Annotated in this window: 14 protein-coding genes; 7 read left to right on the plus strand and 7 right to left on the minus strand. The window is 65.7% G+C overall.

Annotated elements, in window-relative coordinates; translation table 11 throughout:
* The first annotated feature begins 385 nt into the window (after window positions 1-385).
* Window positions 386-3,484, plus strand: a complete 3,099-nt coding sequence (locus tag ACWFRU_RS22785) for a hypothetical protein (protein WP_453689673.1) — start codon at window positions 386-388, stop codon at window positions 3,482-3,484.
* Window positions 3,485-3,839: 355 nt separating this feature from the next.
* Here the strand turns inward: ACWFRU_RS22785 and ACWFRU_RS22790 are convergent, their stop codons facing one another.
* The 3 genes from ACWFRU_RS22790 to ACWFRU_RS22800 are packed head-to-tail and all read right to left on the minus strand — an operon-like array spanning window position 3,840 to window position 5,017.
* Window positions 3,840-4,163 (minus strand): hypothetical protein, encoded by a 324-nt coding sequence (locus ACWFRU_RS22790; RefSeq protein WP_453689675.1) that lies wholly within the window; start codon window positions 4,161-4,163, stop codon window positions 3,840-3,842.
* Window positions 4,164-4,167: 4 nt separating this feature from the next.
* The gene (locus tag ACWFRU_RS22795; protein WP_453689677.1) at window positions 4,168-4,476 is read right to left on the minus strand and encodes a hypothetical protein; all 309 of its coding nucleotides are present in this window, start codon (window positions 4,474-4,476) and stop codon (window positions 4,168-4,170) included.
* Window positions 4,466-5,017, minus strand: a complete 552-nt coding sequence (locus ACWFRU_RS22800; RefSeq protein WP_453689985.1) for a bifunctional DNA primase/polymerase — start codon at window positions 5,015-5,017, stop codon at window positions 4,466-4,468. Before ACWFRU_RS22800 ends, ACWFRU_RS22795 begins: the two co-directional genes overlap by 11 nt.
* Before the next feature lie 398 nt (window positions 5,018-5,415).
* On the opposite strand from ACWFRU_RS22800, the gene ACWFRU_RS22805 reads away from it, so the two are divergent.
* Window positions 5,416-6,663 carry a hypothetical protein gene (locus ACWFRU_RS22805; RefSeq protein ID WP_453689987.1) on the plus strand — a complete coding sequence of 416 codons (1,248 nt, stop codon included), beginning with the start codon at window positions 5,416-5,418 and terminating at the stop codon, window positions 6,661-6,663.
* 8 nt (window positions 6,664-6,671) lie between these two features.
* On the opposite strand, the gene ACWFRU_RS22810 is transcribed toward ACWFRU_RS22805, so the two are convergent.
* Window positions 6,672-7,598 carry a phosphotransferase family protein gene (locus ACWFRU_RS22810; RefSeq protein ID WP_453689678.1) on the minus strand — a complete coding sequence of 309 codons (927 nt, stop codon included), beginning with the start codon at window positions 7,596-7,598 and terminating at the stop codon, window positions 6,672-6,674.
* A gap of 429 nt (window positions 7,599-8,027) precedes the next feature.
* On the opposite strand from ACWFRU_RS22810, the gene ACWFRU_RS22815 reads away from it, so the two are divergent.
* Together ACWFRU_RS22815 and ACWFRU_RS22820 are read left to right on the plus strand one after the other, a co-directional pair.
* Window positions 8,028-8,303, plus strand: coding sequence for a hypothetical protein (locus ACWFRU_RS22815; RefSeq protein WP_453689680.1), 276 nt, complete (start codon window positions 8,028-8,030; stop codon window positions 8,301-8,303).
* Between the two features lie 121 nt (window positions 8,304-8,424).
* Window positions 8,425-9,003 (plus strand): dihydrofolate reductase family protein, encoded by a 579-nt coding sequence (locus ACWFRU_RS22820; RefSeq protein ID WP_453689681.1) that lies wholly within the window; start codon window positions 8,425-8,427, stop codon window positions 9,001-9,003.
* Here ACWFRU_RS22820 and secD read toward each other — a convergent pair.
* The 3 genes from secD to ACWFRU_RS22835 all read right to left on the minus strand — a co-directional run bounded on the left by secD (window position 8,975) and on the right by ACWFRU_RS22835 (window position 14,704).
* Window positions 8,975-11,341, minus strand: a complete 2,367-nt coding sequence (gene secD, locus ACWFRU_RS22825) for a protein translocase subunit SecD (protein WP_453689988.1) — start codon at window positions 11,339-11,341, stop codon at window positions 8,975-8,977. The two genes, ACWFRU_RS22820 and secD, sit on opposite strands and share 29 nt — an antisense overlap.
* 1,712 nt (window positions 11,342-13,053) lie before the next feature.
* Complete coding sequence (locus ACWFRU_RS22830) at window positions 13,054-13,713, minus strand: response regulator (protein WP_453689683.1); 660 nt, start codon at window positions 13,711-13,713, stop codon at window positions 13,054-13,056.
* A complete protein-coding gene (locus ACWFRU_RS22835; RefSeq protein WP_453689685.1) occupies window positions 13,703-14,704 on the minus strand; it encodes a HAMP domain-containing sensor histidine kinase in 1,002 nt (333 codons plus the stop codon). Before ACWFRU_RS22835 ends, ACWFRU_RS22830 begins: the two co-directional genes overlap by 11 nt.
* A 364-nt stretch (window positions 14,705-15,068) precedes the next feature.
* Here ACWFRU_RS22835 and ACWFRU_RS22840 point away from each other — a divergent pair, with 364 nt between their 5' ends.
* From ACWFRU_RS22840 to ACWFRU_RS22850, 3 genes are all read left to right on the plus strand, one after another.
* The gene (locus tag ACWFRU_RS22840) at window positions 15,069-15,359 is read left to right on the plus strand and encodes a TraR/DksA family transcriptional regulator (protein WP_453689687.1); all 291 of its coding nucleotides are present in this window, start codon (window positions 15,069-15,071) and stop codon (window positions 15,357-15,359) included.
* Between the two features lie 96 nt (window positions 15,360-15,455).
* Window positions 15,456-15,830: a TraR/DksA family transcriptional regulator gene (locus ACWFRU_RS22845; protein ID WP_453689689.1), complete on the plus strand. Its 375-nt coding sequence runs from the start codon at window positions 15,456-15,458 to the stop codon at window positions 15,828-15,830.
* Window positions 15,827-16,774, plus strand: a complete 948-nt coding sequence (locus ACWFRU_RS22850; RefSeq protein ID WP_453689691.1) for a rod shape-determining protein — start codon at window positions 15,827-15,829, stop codon at window positions 16,772-16,774. Before ACWFRU_RS22845 ends, ACWFRU_RS22850 begins: the two co-directional genes overlap by 4 nt.
* Window positions 16,775-16,817 lie beyond the last annotated feature (43 nt).

Here is a 16,817-nt window from a genome sequence, read left to right on the forward strand (position 1 = left end):
AAATTACGCATCGCAGGTCCGCAGAATTGCCCCTGACCAATTGCTGGGCCGACAACACGAACTGAAATACCTTTCAGACTTTTGCACAGCCACTAGCTCAAAGCGATACTTGTGGTGGAGAGCCAAGGCGTGGGCCGGCAAGTCAGCACTACTGTCATCATTTACATTGAATCCCCCCACCGGAATCCGTATAGTTTCGTTCTTCATCACTGCTCGCCTAGCGGGCCAAGCCGATCGCGTTGCATTCTCCGATGTTGTACTTGAGCAGCTTCTAGAAATACTCGGCGAGCCAATGCCTCCTCTGCTCACCGATGCCACCCGAGAAGCACACCTACTTGGCTCACTAGAGCGCGCAGCCAACATTTGCAGGCAAAGAGGAGAACGCTTGATCTTGATCGTTGATGGCCTTGATGAAGACCAAGGAGTTACTGCCGGGCCTGACACTCATAGTATCGCCGCGACACTTCCCATGACACCGCCTGCCGACATGCGCGTTATCGTGGCCAGCAGGCCCAATCCACCAATTCCTGCTGACGTTCCTGACGATCACCCATTGCGACGACAAGCAATAATCCGCTCGCTGAGATTTTCCCCGCATGCCGAAGTAGTACGCCAAGATGCAGAACGCGAACTTAAGCGACTTTTTCATGGGAATGCGACCGAGTTGGACTTGCTCGGACTATTGACCGCTGCTGGAGGCGGACTATCTGAGGCTGACCTGGCTTACCTGACAGGACTATCAGCCTGGGAAATTGAGAATCATCTTAGTGCAGTGTCCGGTCGAACCTTCACATCACGGGCCGCGCGTTGGCGGCCTGACACTATCTATATGCTGGGCCACGAGGATCTCCAGCAGCAAGCAACCAATTTCCTCGGTATAAAGCGACTTGAATCCTACCGGGAGAAACTCTACAACTGGGCTGACAAGTACCGTAGAGGGCGTTGGCCCTCCGATACACCAGAGTACTTGCTACGAGGCTACTTCAAACTTCTGCAGGCTATGGGCGATCAGACACGCATGCTTGTGTGTGCTACAGATCCAGATCGCCATGATCGAATGCTTGACATCATTGGCGGAGACACTAGCGCACTCGCCGAGATCACAATAACTCAGGAAATCATCGGCAGTCAGACCAACCCGGACCTTTTCGCTATAGGTCGACTCGCCATTCACCGAGACAGACTCTCCGCACGGAACGATAATATTCCTGCAAATCTACCCGGGGTCTGGGTGCAACTCGGGCGAGCCAGCCGTGCGGAAGCGTTGGCTCGGTCGATCACCACACCATCTCGTCGTGTTCAAGCACTGGCCGCGGTAGCTCGGGAGGTAGCTGCGGGCGGAAATCTCCCCCAGGCTAAAGCAATTAGCAACCAGGCCGAGAGCGCTTTGGGTGATATAACCGATGAGTATGAGTATGCTCATGCCACCGCAGTGGTCGCACGTGCCGCTGCGGAATCTGGGGATCCAGTGCGAGCGCGGGACCTAATCGAGCGGGCTGAGATAGCAGTCAGTTCACTGACCGATACACCGCGCCAGGCCCATGCGCTAGTCGCAATCGCACGCGCCACAGCGTCTGCAGGAAATACAAGCCGCGCCAATATTATTGCCCAGAAGATTCCTACCTGGTCCGAACGCGCGCTGGCCTTGTTGGCTGTTGCCACGGAAGCGGCCAATGCAGGTGATGTGAAATCTAGTCGCAAGATTGCCTCCTCAATTGGGAGCAGATCTGAGCGGGCACAAGCCCTATCCGTTGCAGCTCGGGCCGAGAGTCTCGGCGGAGATCAGCGCAGGGCTATTAGGACCATTAGAATAGCTGAGGCAACAGCTCGCGCTATCAAGAATCCAAGCCGACAAGCGTGGACACTTGTATCTGTTGCTCATGCGGAAGCCGGCATCGGACGACAGAGAGAGGCCGCTGCAACGCTAGAATCCGCCGCGCGACTTGTCGGCACAATTAATAAGTCATCCGATCGTGAAGATGTCCTGGCCGCCATCGCACGCGTGACAGCTATGTCCAATAGCCCAGACCGCGCAGAGAGAATCGCTCGTGAGGTTACGAGCCCAACTCGGCGGGTAAAAGCGCTGGCGGCTCTTGCGTCTGGGCTGGCATCGGCTGGCTACAAGCATCAAGCCGAGAAGATAGCAGTCGATGCAGAGGTTACCGCGCGATCAATTAGTAGCCTCTCGCAAACGGTCAAAGGGCTCGCTGCACTCTCACAGGCGGTAGCCGCAGCCGGTGACGTCAACCGAGCAGAAAGAATTGCTCAGGAAATTTCTGATCTACCTCAGCGAGAACGGGCATTGACCGTTGTTGCGGAGGCTATAGCGCGATCGGGCGATCTAAATCGCGCGATGGTTATCGCTGCGTCATTCACTGACGAGTCACAACAAGATAAAACCCTTTCACTCGTAGCAGCGATAGCCGTCACCATCGGAGACTTTGAGAAGGCTGATGAAATCGCTAAGGCGATTCGCGAGGCGACGAGGAAAGCAAAAGCCCTGGAGACTTTGGCGCGAGCCAAATCAGGGGTTGAGAAATTGGATTTGATTCGCGTCGCCAAAGATGCCAGAATCGATGAGTCTAAACAGCCCATTTTCCCGGAAGAAGTGCGGACGGAGCTAAGTTCTGGAGACTTCCTCGCTGCAGAAAGGGCGGCTCTCCAAATAGACCACCCCTACCGCCAGTTCAAATCATTGGTCGCTATCGCGTGCGCCGTGGCAGCGACCGGTAATCTCGAATGGTCGGCGAAATGTATCGGCTCCATCGGGAATGTGCAACTGCGGGCTAAGGCATTTGCGTCCGTAGGGGAGGAATTGGTTCAGCTCGGCGAATTGAACGCAGCAACAAATTTCTTTGACCAAGCTATCAAGATTTCCAATACGATCGACAGTCTGACCTATAGAGACCAACTGGTCGCTCACATAGCGCAACGGGTTGGCGCTGCAGGATACTTGGATCGATCCGAAGCTATCGCTCGGTCCATCACTAGATCTCCCATGCAGCAGAAGGCCCTATCTTCTATCGCGGTCGCGGCCGCCAGCTCTGGCGAAATCGATCAAGCACAAAAGATTATTGCTTCAATTCCTGAGTCACAGAAGAAGGCGAAGGCCCTTCTTGCAATTGTGCAGGCTGGAGCACAATTGGGGGAGCTGGAGAAAGTCAAATGTATTGCCCGCTCCATAACCTACCCCATCTTGCAAGCGCAAGCGCTTAGTATGGTTGCCCAAGGTTACGCAAGTATCGGTGAAATTGACCACGCTGAAGAAGTTTCGCATGGAATTTCCTATCCGCCTGAGCAGGCTCGTGTGCTTACATCTCTAACGTCTGGACTACGGTCTAACGAAGCTCGCCGCCTCCTCGCTCAGGCGCTAACCATTGGGCATTGGCAAATCTGCCTCGCGGCGCTAGTGCGCCTTGAACCGAACGTCGTCTCTGTCATGGCGGATGAGTTCCTTCGGACAGCACAGCAACCCCCGGAATAACGTGGCTACGGTGACGCGATCCGCCAGGCTGGCCCTAGTCCGTTCGGTCGCTCAGTACGGCTAACAACGAGAGCCGCAGGGCCCCAGTCGTCATACCCGGCCTCTCTCCTATAGCGGCGTTCGTCTGTCTCCTGACACTCAGCTCATGCAGCCTCTCGGTTGGCTCTGCCGCTCGTCCGGGCTGCGGCGCTGGGGCGCCGGTCCCGGCCGGGCGGCGGAGCCAACGGCGGCGCAAGCGCCGCTCTTTATAGCAACAGCCCCGCACGACGGTCTGCCCGGAGCGGGGCCGCACGGAGCCAGGAACCGGCCAGTCACGGGAGCACGCTCGGACCACAACAGTCAGGGTGCCGGTTGGTCAGGCAGCAGACGCTTGCCGGTGGGGATCGGTTGAACACGCTGGAGCCGTGGAGCCGGCCGCCTCCGCGGCGAGGCCCGTCGCGATCAGCTCAGCCAGGAGTAGCGCGGCCTCCGGACGTATCGTGCCGAAACGTACCAGACCGTCGCCGAAGACGTTCACGTCAGCCGTGAAGCCAGGGAAGTCGGACTCCAGGCCCAGGTCTGTGAGTTGCGTAGCCAGCAGGTCGGCGCTGCGCCTGGCCTGAGTCCAGCCGCGGACGTAGGGGACGCCTGGCATCAAGTCCTCGGCACGCTTGGCAACGACTCCTCGCCGGTCGGTCATAGCGTCAGTCCTCTCGCGTCCGCTCTTCGCTGCATTCGTCGGTGTCGCTGTTGCTGCTCGTCCCGCTCGTCAGCGCGAGTCGAAGTAGTTCAGCCAGGCGTTCCGCCGTTGCCGGTGAGACTCTGCCGAGTTCGATCAGTCCATGGCCGAAGGCGTTGAGGTCGGCTCGCAGGTAGGGGAAGTCCTTCTCCATGCCCGCAGCGGTCAGGACATCCCGTAGAGCACTCGTCGCGTTTCGGGCTGCGTACCAGCCCTCGCTGTCCAAGGGGGACCACTGGGCGGCGTCCTGGTGCTCGCGTGGTTCATCCCACATCGGACGCCGACCTCTCGGGAGCGGCCATGTGCACGGCAGCCGGCGAGGGGTACTTCTCGCCGTACCGGTCGACCCGTGCCAGCAGTTCGGATGCGGCGACGAGCATGGTTGCCAGAGCGACCGGACGTAGCGGATTGGCCTCAGGGCGGCGTACTGGCGCGCGGAGCCACTGGTAGCGGTCTCCCGACAGAGGCATGGGACCGGGGACCACGACGACGGAGCCGAGGCTCAAGTAACGGTAGTCGGGCGGCGTCTGAGTCTCCCGTGCGAGGAAGTCCGCGAAGGCTTCTTCGCTGCGGGAGTTGAGCAGAAAGCCCACCCGTCGGGCCTTGTGGTCGGCAATGACGGGGCCGAACGGCATTCCCCGGCGCAAGAGTTGGTCGAAGGTCTCCAGTCCGGTGTTCTGCTCTATCGTCACCACGTCGAAGAGACGACCGGTCGGCAGCATGCACGGGGTACGGGGGTCGTCCTCCCAGACCGCCCGGCACATCACTGGATCGTCGGCAGCGGCGGAGAGCCACTCGACGCCCCTCCTGGTCATCCTCTGCACGTCATCTCACCTCGGTCTGACTGAGTCAGCAGCATCGGTGCTGCCGTGCGTCCAGACTCCAGGCCAGGACCCTGACCAGGGCAGATGACGAGAGGGGACGGGGGATGACGAGGCATGCGCCTGGCCGTCACCCCCTGTCGTCCCCCAAGCAGAAAGGATCTCCTGCCACTTCCGGCGCGAGGGGATTACCTGCGCGTACATTCGGTGGTGAGACTGAGTTGTCGTACCGGCGCACGCGCGGGGAGGGAACAGCCACGTCATCAATGCAGTCGACCAGCATTCGCCTCGGTGAGGCACGGGCCAGACTGGGCTGGAGTCAGCCGCGGTTGGTACGCGAGATACGCCAGGCAGCCACGCGCCGGGGCCACCAACTTCCCTCCGACGCAAGCGTGAAGCGGCGCATTGCCAGCTGGGAGAACGGCCACAGCACGCCGGACGATTTCTATGGACCTCTGCTGTGCGACGTCTACGGCATGAGCGCTGCGGAGCTCGGGCTCAACCACGGAACTAGCCACGATGCGGCTCTCCTAGACGCGAGCTATCCAGCCAGTCCCGATGCGGCAATCACGGCCGTGGGGCAGTTGTGGCGCGCTGACCTCAACGGCTACGAACCTCTGCTCCAGGCCGAGCCGTCCGAGCCGGCGTGGAGCGAGGCGTCGTTGCGGTGGTTGGTGGCCCCTGAGCCATCGACTGCCCAGCAGCCGCGGGACAGTGTGCGGGTCGGTCTGGGCGACGTTGCCGCCATCAAGACCACCGCAGACATGTTCGCTCAGCTTGACGACCGCTTTGGTGGGGATCACGCGAGGCATGCGGTCGTGCAGTACCTCAGCCGTGAAGTGGTCCCGCTTCTGCGCGGCCAGTACACCGAACCCGTCGGCCGATCCTTGTACTCCACCGTCGCCGAGGCGACGCTCCTCGCCGGTTGGATGTCTTACGACGCATGCCATCACGGCCTCGCTCAGCGGTACTTTCTCCAGGCGCTCCGTCTGGCGCAAGACGCCAATGACCGCCGGCTCGCCGGGAGCATCCTGTCGGCCATGAGCCACCAGGCCACGTTCCTCGGACGCTTCACTCAGGCCGCGACCCTGGCACGCGCCGCCCTCATGGGCATCTCCCCCGTCGCCACGCCAACGCTTCGCGCCCAGTTCCACGCCATGGAGGCTCGCGCGCTGGCGAGAACCGGCGACGTCCGTGCCTGCGAGACCGCGCTCACTGCAGCGACCAAGGCCTTGGAGAGCCGCAACCACGACGACGAGCCAGAGTGGATCAGCTACTTCGATGAGGCCGAACTCGCCGCCGAGGCCGCTCACTGCTTCCGCGACGTGAACAGCGCCCGTCAGGCCGTCGCGCACGCCGAGAACGCGATGAGTGGCAGCCACGTACGGAGCGACTTCTTCGCGACCATGGTCCTCGCGGATGCCCACTTACGAGCCGGGGATGTTGAGGAAGCCTGCCGCGTAGCCCTGGACGCGCTCGACCTCGGCGAACAGCTCAAGTCAGCCCGGTGCGTGAGCTACCTGGCAGAGTTCCGACGCGATCTTGCGCGAGTCGATGGCGGCGCGACCGTACGCGACCTCCATGACCAAGCCCGCGAACACAGGCTGTGGGTTGCCGCCGGCGCAGGGGCTGACCACTGACCGCGAGTTCAGAAGGGCTGCCACTGATCACGGCCCTCACCGGTACGCAGCGACTGCACTCGCCAGGCGAACTCCGCGGCGGACCGTTCATTCGTGGCCGCCTGGTGGCCGAGCCAGACCACCATCATCAGCTCGCGCAGGTCGGCCAGGACCTCGTACCCCGGCCAGTTCATCAGGTCGAAGCCGTACCGGTGGACGAACTCGGCGTACTCAGCTTTCGTGTGCCAGCCATACCGCTCGTAATAGATCGCGGTCAGGATCAGGTCCCACTCGCGCGGGGCGAGCGCTAAGCCATCGAGGTCGATCAACACGGCGTGACCGTCACTGTGACGAAGCACGTTTCCGATGTTCGCGTCTCCGTGGATCATCCCGAAGGGGAGGACGAAGTCCAGCCGGTCGTACTCCTTCGCGAGCTTCCCGGCTCGTTCCCGCAAGAACGCGTGATCCTCCACCGTGACCCCGTCGAGGCCCTCAAACGAAGCCCGCAGCTTTGCCAGCGGATCGAAGTACGGCAGGCCCAGCGTTTCAGGTTCCTCTAGCCAGTGCAGGCGCCGCAGCAGGTCAGCAAGCTCGCCAACCGTGGCGTACTCCTCCTGCTCCTGCGCGCTCTCCCAGAAGGTCACCACCCGGCCGCCTACAGTCAGCGGCTGCTCAATCCGGGCTGGCACTCGCGTGGCCGGGAAGTTCTCCCTCTCCAGCCACCGAGCCACGTCCACGACCCGCTCCATCTCCGTCAGAACCGCCAGGTCGCGCGCGACGCGAACGATGAGCGGCGACGACGCCAAGCGATAGACAGCGTTCGACCCCAAGCGCAGCAACTCGGCGCCTGTCGAGTCCAGTTCGACCTTCTTGCACGCCTCGCGGAGAACGATCTCGACGCCCTCCGCCGTGAACTCCGTACCGCCGTCCTGGCCCTCGCCGCTGCCCGAGATCATGTCTCCGACCTTACGGCGGACACTCACGGCTCGACAGGCCGCCCACGTAATAGGGGCGTAATGACCTTGCTCAGCGAGACCCGTCCCAGACGCTCCCTCGCAGGTCAGAACCGCAACACGATCACCGTCTCATCTGGGCTCCGGAGCCGTGTGCGCAGGTTCGAATCCTGCCGGGGGCACCTTGTAGTAGGTGCCCAAGACCCCGTCATCAGCGGAAACGCTGAGGGTGGGGTCTTCGCGTATCTGGAGGCGGATGCAGCCGTGGGTCGCAGCCGTCGCATGACCGCGTGAAGCCCGGTTGTCGCGAGGTGTCGATGGAGGCCGCGAACGCGACGCCGGCAGAGGCGTGACGTGAAGGGGCTCGGGCCGCTCGTCAGATGCTGGCGCAGCAGTTCCAGGGAGCCGCGTCGATAGACGGTCACGAGGATCGTGACTTCGCCCGTCCTGCCGTCGGGCCACGGCACGCTCTTGTCGGGCGGCATGCTCTTGGGTGTGAGTGCCTACAGCAGTGATCTGGAACTGAGCGTCGGCGATGTCAGCGGGAGTGGTGTGGAGGTCGATGTCGCCACGAATTTGTTGGACGGCACCGTGCGGCTGGCGGTGTTGTGCGCTGATGAGATCTTTTTGAGTCCCGGAGATGCCGAGCTCGTGGCGCAGGCCTTGTTACGCGCCGCCGAGCGGGGGCGGCGCGTGGCTGGGGGGTGAGGTGCGACTGCTGGGGGCTTGTGATTCGCGGCTTCAGGGTGCCGTTGGGGCGATTAGTTTTGTTGGAGTGGGGGGTCTGTATTGGTGATCTGTTCGGTCTGTCAGAGCATTGGGGATCATCATGGCCGTTACCTACACCTTCGACGTCTTCACCAGCCTTGATGGCTTTGGGGCCGCCAGTGGTGACTGGACCGGGTACTGGGGTAAGCAAGGGCCCGAGCTTCTCGATCATCGCCTTGGTCTTTATCGCGAGGATCAGCGGATGGTCTTTGGGGCTAATACGTATCGCGCCTTCTCTCAGATGTTGGCTGCCAGTACCGAGGAGTCCGAGGTACGTGATCCGTGGGTCACGCGGATGATCAATCTGCCGGCGACTGTGGTGTCCAGCAGCTTGGAGGAGCCTCTCGACTGGGCGGATGCGACCGTTGCGAGCGGTGACGCCGTTGATGTCGTCGCCCGGCTCAAGGAGGAGTCCGCCGTGCCGTTGCGCTCGCACGGCAGCCTGTCGATGAACCGGGCGTTGATGGCCGCCGGCCTGGTCGATCGGGTCCAGGTCACGCTCTTTCCCGTGATCACCGGTCGGAGCGGGCTGGACCCGATCTTCCGGGGTGCGGACGACTTCGATCTTGAGTTGATCGAAAGCCGGGTGCTCGACGGTCGTACTCACGAGTTCATTTATCGGCCCTCCTTGCATGGCTGAGGGTTTTTAGTTCTACGGCCAGGGGGGCCGCCGTGAACATGGAGGAGTAGGTGCCCACCGCCAGGCCGATCAAGAGTGCCAGGGCGAAGTCCGTCAGAGGGGCGCCTCCCAGCGTTGCCAGCGCCGTGAGGATGAATGCTGCTCCCATTCCTGTGTTGATGGTGCGGGGCAGGGTTTGCAGTAGCGCCTTGTTGGTTGTGCGGGCGTAGGGGGTTGCAGTTTGGGGGTGGGGGGCTTTGGGCGTGGTTGTGGTCTTCTTTGTTAGTTCTCTTATTCTGTCGAAAACCACCACTGAGTCGTTTACCGAATAGCCGATCACCGTCAGGAGCGCGGCCAGGAAGATGCCGTCTATCGGTTTGCCCAGCCACGCGAAGATGCCGACGAGGATGACCACGTCATGCGCCAGGGCTGCTACTGCGGCTGTGCCCAGTAGCCAGCGGAATCTGGCCGCCAAGTACGCGAGTTGCGCGGCCAGCGCCACCGCGAGGGCGATCAGGGCGCCCTGACGTAGTTCCTTGCCGAGGCTGGGGCCGATCGATTCGTCTCGGAGTTTTGTGGGTGGTGTGTCGGTCAGGGTGCCGATCGTGGTGGTGATCTTCTCTGCCTGGGCGTTCGTCAGGGTGGGGGTGCGGATTGTCAGGTGGTGGGTGGGGGTGGTGGAGGTGGGGGTGTTAGGTGTCGTGGGGGGATTGGGGGCGTCTGTTGTTTGGATTACCGTCTTCGGGAAGCCTGCCTGCGTCAGGGCTGTTCGGGCTTTTTCCGGGGCGATGGGGGTCTCGGTGGCGTATTCCATTACGCGGCCACCCGTGAATTCGATGCCGAAGTTCAGGCCCTGTGAGGCGATTCCGGTGATCGCCAGGATCAGCGCGGCTGCGGAAGCTGCCAGCCATCTGCGGGGGTGGCGCATCAAGTTGGGATTCGCGCGAGTCAGGTGGGCTCGGATCGTGCCGATGCCCGCGATGCCGGTCAGGGCGGGGCGGCGGCGTAGGGCGGGGCGTGCCGCGGCGTAGTCGGCCAGGGCGCGGGTGATGACCAGGGCACTGAACATCGAGGCCAGGACGCCGATGCCCAACGTGACGCCGAAGCCTCGTACCGGCCCTGATGCGAGGAAGAAGAGCAGGCCCGCGGCGATGAGCGTGGTGATGTTGGAGTCCGCGATCGCGCTGAACGCGTTGCGGAATCCTGCGGTCAAGGTTGAACGGGGGGTCGGGCGGTCCCGGGCCGCGTACTCCTCGCGGGCGCGTTCGAAGACGAGGACGTTGGCGTCGACCGCCATGCCGATGGCCAGCACGAAGCCGGCGAGGCCGGGGAGCGTGAGGGTGGCGCCGAGTGCGGCGAGGATGGCGTAGGAGATCAGGCCGTAGGCGGCCAGGGCCACGGTGGCGAGGGCGCCCATGAGTCGGTAGACGGCGATGATGAAGAGTGCGGTCAGCGTGGTGCCGATGGCCGCGGCCCAGATGCTGGCCGTGATGGCCTGGGCGCCGAGGCTGGCGCCTACCGTGCGCTGCTCGATGATCTCCACCGGTACGGGGAGGGCGCCCCCGCTGATCAGCAGGGCCAGTTCGCGGGCCTCGCTGTCGCTGAATGAGCCCGTGATGTTCGTCGAGCCGCCGCTGATTCCGGAGCGGCAGGTGACCGAGGGGTCTACCTGCGGCGAGGAGATGATCTTGCCGTCCAGGACGATGGCGACCCTGCGGGCCGGGTCGCCTGCCGGGTGGCAGGCGGCTTCGCCCGTCAGGCGGGCCCAGGCGTCGCGCCCTGGTCCCTTGAAGTCGACGGTTACGTGCCAACCGGCGCCGGCCTGCTGGTCGAAGCGGTTGATTGCCTTCTCGACCTGCTTGCCTGTGAGTGAGGCTGCCTCAAGGTGCAAGGGGGTGCCTGTCTCGTCGGGCAGCGTGGTGCCGTTGGGTTTCTCTGCTGGACCTTCCTCTGCTGGACCTTCCTTTGTTGCGCCTTCCTTTGCTGGGCCTTCCTCTGCTGCGCCGGTCACTTGGTGGAAGGTGAGTTCGGCTGTGCGGCCGAGCATGTCCGCCGCCTTGGTGGGGTCCTGGGCACCGGGCAGTTCAACGACGATCCGGTTGTCCCCGGAGCGGGCGATGGTGGGCTCGGCGACACCTAGCGCGTCGATACGGCCGCGCAGTACCTCCGCGGTGCGGTCCGTGGCCTCCTTGTCTGTCTCGGAGGTGGAGGGCTTCTGGGTGGAGGTGGAGGTGGAGGTGGGCCGGGTTTCCAGTACTAGTTGCGTGCCGCCGCGCAGGTCGAGCCCTAGGTGGACGGGCACGGTCAGGGCTACGTAGAGGGATACGGCTACTGCGGCTAGGGCCAGTAGGGCTCTGATGAGTTGGGGGCGGGGGGTGGAGCGGTGGCGTGGGGGGTTGGTGGTGGATCGGCGTGCGGGGTGCGGGGTGGGGGCGCGTTGGGTTTTCTTTGCGTCTGGGTTCGGGGGGCGGTTCTCGTGCGGGTTTGGGGGGTGGTTCGCGTCGGGGCGCGAGGGTGGGCGGTGCACAGTGGGCCTCCGGCAGGCACACCGCGGCCAGGGCAATGGCCGCGGTCAACGGGGATGAAGGTGTTAGGTGCCGGGAGGTGGGGGTGGTGCGCGTACGCCGGGTGGGCCCGCTGCTTGCAGGGATGCGGGCGGACGTGGCGCCGCCGGAGGTGCCCATGCGAAGTGGGCCAGGGCCGCAGTTGTGCGGTGCGTGGTGGGGGTGACGGGGGGTGGCGGTGATGGGCGCTCGCCGGTGATGTCGCGTTGGCCGCGGGTCGCGGCGCTGAAGGCTGCGGGGTCCGCGTCGTCTGCGCGCGGAGGGCTGAGGGCGGACGTGGCGGTGGATACGGCGGTGGATGCGGGTGCGTTCGCATCGTCCGCGCGCGGAGGGCTGAGGGCGGACGTGGCGGTGGATGCGGCGGTGGATGCGGGTGCGTTCGCATCGTCCGCGCGCGGCGCGCTGAGGGCGGACGCGGCGGTGGATACGGCGGTGGATGCGGGTGCGCTCGCATCGTCCGCGCGCGGCGCGCTGAGGGCGGACGCGGCGGTGGATACGGCGGTGGATGCGGGTGCGCTCGCATCATCTGCGTGCGGCGCGCTGAGCAGGGCCGCGGTACTGACCGGTGCGGGTGCGTGTGTGCTGCTGCCTTGCTCGGGGGGTGCCAGCAGGGCGGTCAGAACCGCGAGCAGTACGGCTAGTAGCACGGCTAGCAGTGCTACCGGACGCGGGGTGTGGGGGCGCGGGACGTGAGGGCGCGGGGCTTGGGGGCGCGGGGCCGTGTGCGGTGAGCGTGCCACGGGCCGTCCCCCTCTTCGTGTTGGTGGTGGCGTTGGTGGTGGCCGACGTGCGTTCTAGGCCTCAAGGCCCGGCCGGGGAGTGGCGGCTGGGCCTTGAGGCGGTCTGGTGGGAGCGGGTGGAGGGCAAAGGTTGCAGGGCGGCGGGTGGGGGTGCATCAAGCAGGTCGGGCAGGTTGGGCGGCCTTAGCTCGTTGCCCTGTTCGGCACGCGGAGCGCCCCGGGCGGGCGGCACCGGACAGGCGGTGAGTGGGCGGGGCCGGTCGGAGCGGTGGCTGGGCAAACTCGGTCAGGGCGGTGAGTGGGCGGGGCCGGTCGAAACAGTGGCTGGGCAAACTCGGTCAGGGCCGTGGCTGGGCAGGGGCACTCAGGTTTTGGGGTGGTACGTGGGGTCAGGCGGGGTCTCGGGGCTCGTGCAGTCCGTCCGGGCTCGGAGAGCGTGCGGGCCGTCAGATCTTGGGGGCTCGTAGGGTTCGTCTGGACTTGGGGCTTGTGGGATCCGTCAGGTCTTGGAGGGCTTGGGAGCGGTCAGGTGCAGGGGGCTTACGGGGTCCGTCGGGTCTTGAGGCTCGTTGGTCCCTCAGGTCCCGGAGGGCTTGGGAACAAGGGCCGTCAGGGTCAGGGGCTCGTGGGAGGTGTCAGGGCCAGGGGCTCGTGGGAGCCGTCAGGGCCAGGGGCTCGTGGGAGCCGTCAGGGCCAGGGGCTCGTGGGAGCCGTCAGGGCCGGGGGCTCACGGGGACCATCAGGTTCTGGGGATCGTGGAGTTGGGGTCAGGGTTCGATCAGGCCTGCTCTGATTGCGTAGCGCGTTAGTTCCAGGCGGTTGCGTAGGCCCAGTTTGTGCAGCAGGTTCGCTCGGTGTCTGTGGACCGTCTTGATGCTGATGAACAGCATTTCCGCGATCTCCTTCGACGAATGGCCCTCGGCCACGAGTTTCAGCACCTCCTCCTCCCTCGCCGTCAGCACCTGGTCCGGCGGTTCTTCGCCCTGGCGGACCCGGTCGAGGTAGTTGCGGATCAATGCGGTGACCGCGCCCGGGTAGAGGAACGGCTCGTCCCGCATCGCCGCCCGGCAGGCGGCCACCAAGTCCCGGTCCGCCACCGACTTCAGCACGTATCCGCTCGCGCCCGCCTTCAGCGCCTGGAAGAAGTACTGCTCGTTGTCGTGCATCGTCAGCATCAGCACGCGTACGCCCGGCTTCAGCGCCGCCAGTTCACGCGCGGCCTGCAGACCGGTCATCCGGGGCATCGCGATGTCCAGTACCGCCAGGTCGACCTCGTTCGTGCGGGCCAGGGCGATGGCCTCCGCGCCGTCTCCCGCCTCGGCGACCACCTGGAGATCCGGCTCGCCGTCCAGGATGAGCCGCACCCCGCGACGTACCAGCGCGTGGTCGTCGGCCAGGAGGATGCGGATCGGCGGCTCAATGGTCATCGTGGTCCTCGTAGGCGTCGGTGCTTTTCGAAGGAGCCCCGGAGGCGTCCGAGGTCGGGACTCTCAGCCTTACCTCCGTGCCCGCGGGCCCCGGGCCCGGCGTGACCTCCAGCTTCGCCCCGATGAACAGCGCCCGTTCCCGCATCCCCCGGATTCCCGCCCCCTCGTGGGCCACCCCCGTCCCCCGGCCGTCGTCCGTCACGGACAGCACCACCGCGCCGTCCGTCCTGGTCAGGCTCACCTCGACCCGGTCCGCCTCCGCGTGGCGGGCCGCGTTCGTCAGGGCCTCCTGCGCCACCCGGTACAGAACCAGTTCCGTCTGCTGATCCAGGGGCGGCAGCGATGAGTCGAAGCGGCGTACCACTCGTAGCCCGGCGTGTGTGGCGAACTCCGTGGTCAGCGAGGTCAGCGCGCTGATCAGGCCGAGGTCGTCCAGCACGCCCGGCCGCAGCCTGCGCACCAGGCGGCGTACTTCGTCCAGGCTGCCCCGCGTGATCTCCTGCGCCTGCCGCAGCTCATCGCGCAGGGGTTCGTCCGCCGCGTCCGATGCCCGTTTGAGGGCCAGCAGGACCGCGGTCATCGTCTGGCCGACCTCGTCGTGGAGCTCCTGCGCGATACGGCGCCGTTCCGATTCCTGTGCAAGGAGCACGCGCGCGCTGCTGGCGGCCCGTTCCTGCTCCAGCCGTTCGAGCATGGCGTTGAACGTGCGGATCAGTTCGGCGGTCTCTCCTCTGCCCTGCTCCGGCAGGCGGTGCCCGGGGCGCAGCAGGTCGACCGTGGTCATCAGGCGGGTGAGCCGTTCCAGCGGGGCGAGGCCGATCCGCAGGAGGGCCGCGTTGGCGACCAGCATCACGCCCAGGCCGGCCACGAGGATGATCGCCTCCGTCAGCACCACCGGCACGGAGACCGTCACCGGCGCCCACAGCAGCAGCGCGGTGGCACTTCCCAGCACCACCGCGTTGAGCGCGAAGATCCGCCAGAACAGGGACAACGGGTGGTGCCTCTCTTTTGCTCACTCTGCCGGGTTGATCTTCCGGGCCGAACTTCCGGGCCGAACTTTCCGGGTCGATCTTCGCCCGTCCTCCGTCCAGCCTGCCTGCTCCCGTTCTCTCCGTCGATGGGGTCCAATGCCCATTTCCTCACCTCGGCCTGCCCATGGAACCGGCCAGGGACCTGCGCATGGACCTGCGCATGGACGTGCGCATGGACCCTCCCTCGCCGGGATGGACCTCCCGAACCGCCGTAGATGGGTACCGCGCCCGATGGGCTTTACGTCCCGTACCGGCGACGGTGGGGCCATATACGCGCCGCCCGCCTGGTGGCTGCCCCACCGGAAGCCAGAAGAAGGAACCGCCATGTCGCACGACGCGCACCTGCGCCTGGAACACGAACGAGATTCCCGGCTGACCCAGTTGCAGGCCATTCGGGCCGTCGACGGGGCCGGGCACGAGGCCGAGGAGCAGGTGATGCTGGCGCAGAAGGACACCATCGAGCGGGTCCTCAAGGAGATCGAGGCCGCCCTCGCCCGCGTCCGCGACGGCAGCTACGGAACCTGCCCCACCTGCGCCAAGCCCATCCCGGACGAGCGCCTGGAAATCCTGCCCTACACGCGGTTCTGCGTTCCCTGCCAGCGCAGGAGCGGCTGACCGGCGACGGCACGGCACGGCACCCGCCCGCCCCTTGACTCTCCCGCCCTCCGACTCTTCCGCTCTCCGACTCTCCCGCCCTGCCCGAGGGGTGAAGTGGTGAACCACCAGATCATCGACGACCGCGGTACGCACCTGTCGCCCGAGGACCTCGCCGCCCTGAGCGAGAACCTCCGCGAGCAGTTCCTCTTCCGCCGCGAGCAGTTGCAGCAGCTCTCCGCCCCCGCGCTGACCCGCGCGGACGCGCTCCTCGACCGGCAGAGCGCGTCCCGGACCGAGGTCCGCATCAAGCTCTCCGCCTCCGCCCGCATGGTCCTCGCCGACGTCGAGGCCGCCCTGGGCCGCATGGCCCGCGGCGACTACGGCGCCTGCCACCTCTGCCGGCACCCCATCGACCGCGAGCGCCTGATGATCGTGCCGCAAGCCCGCTACTGCGCACGCTGCCAGCAGGTCCGAGGAGCCGATCGATGACCGTCACACCCGACCGCTTCCCCGTCCCCGACCGCTTCCCCGGCCCCGACCGCTCTCCCGTCCCCGTCCCCGACCGCTCCCCCACTCCTCTAGCGGGTCGGCACCGCTCATGGCCCTGGTGCCGCCGGTGTTCCGGCATCGCCCTCGATCTCGGCAGTGCGCGGACCCGCGCCTGGACGTCCGGGCGGCGGATGATCCTCGACGTGCCCACGGTGACCTTCACCGGCGGCGGTACCGTCCACCCCGTCCGGCGCGGCGCCATCGTCGACACCCCCGGGACCGCCCTGATGCTCGACCGGCTGCTCGGCCACCGGCTGCCCCGCTTCGGGCGTCCCCTGCTCATCCTGACCGCGCCCGTCCTCGGCGGGGTCGCCTACCGGGCCGCGGCCCGCGTCGCCGTCGAGGTCCTCCGCCCGCGCACCGTCCTCACGATCTCCACCGCGCGAGCCGTGGCCACGGCCGTGGACGCCGATCTGAGCCGCCCCCTGCTCGTCGTCGACATCGGCGCCCATCTCACCGAGGTCGCCCTGCTCTGCGACGGCGATGTGGTCGACGCCCGGCACACCGCCCTGGGGACCAGCGACGTGGACGGCCCGACGGCCCCACCCCTGTCACCGGCCCCATCGCCGCCACCGTCCCCATCACTGAAACCGCCACCGTCACCGCACTCCCCGATCACCGCCTCCGTCGTCGCGATGGTGACCGCGATGCTCGAACAGGACCGCACCTCCCGGACCGGCGAAGCCCTCCGGCGGGGAGCGCTGCTCGCCGGCGGCGGCGCGCTGCTGCCCGGCATCAGTTACTGCCTCGCCGGCGAGCTGCACGCTCCCGTCCAGCCCGTGCCCGCACCGCACACCGCAGCGGTCCGCGGTGCCGCGAAACTCCTCGGGGCCGCGCACGCCCACCCCAGCAGGGCCCATCCCAGCAGGGCCCACCCCGACTAGCCCACCTCAAAAAACCAAGAACATCCCGACGCCCAAGGACCCC

The sequence above is a fragment of the Streptomyces sp. NPDC055099 genome, from assembly GCF_053607685.1.

Bases quoted from the DNA above. Each gene is read 5' to 3' on its own strand.
- ACWFRU_RS22850 (WP_453689691.1), top strand. From the start codon at position 15,827: ATGACCGTCACACCCGACCGCTTCCCCGTCCCCGACCGCTTCCCCGGC.
- ACWFRU_RS22790 (WP_453689675.1), bottom strand. From the start codon at position 4,163: ATGACCGACCGGCGAGGAGTCGTTGCCAAGCGTGCCGAGGACTTGATG.
- ACWFRU_RS22795 (WP_453689677.1), bottom strand. From the start codon at position 4,476: ATGTGGGATGAACCACGCGAGCACCAGGACGCCGCCCAGTGGTCCCCC.
- ACWFRU_RS22820 (WP_453689681.1), top strand. From the start codon at position 8,425: ATGGCCGTTACCTACACCTTCGACGTCTTCACCAGCCTTGATGGCTTT.
- ACWFRU_RS22810 (WP_453689678.1), bottom strand. From the start codon at position 7,598: ATGATCTCGGGCAGCGGCGAGGGCCAGGACGGCGGTACGGAGTTCACG.
- ACWFRU_RS22800 (WP_453689985.1), bottom strand. From the start codon at position 5,017: ATGACCAGGAGGGGCGTCGAGTGGCTCTCCGCCGCTGCCGACGATCCA.
- ACWFRU_RS22830 (WP_453689683.1), bottom strand. From the start codon at position 13,713: ATGACCATTGAGCCGCCGATCCGCATCCTCCTGGCCGACGACCACGCG.
- ACWFRU_RS22840 (WP_453689687.1), top strand. From the start codon at position 15,069: ATGTCGCACGACGCGCACCTGCGCCTGGAACACGAACGAGATTCCCGG.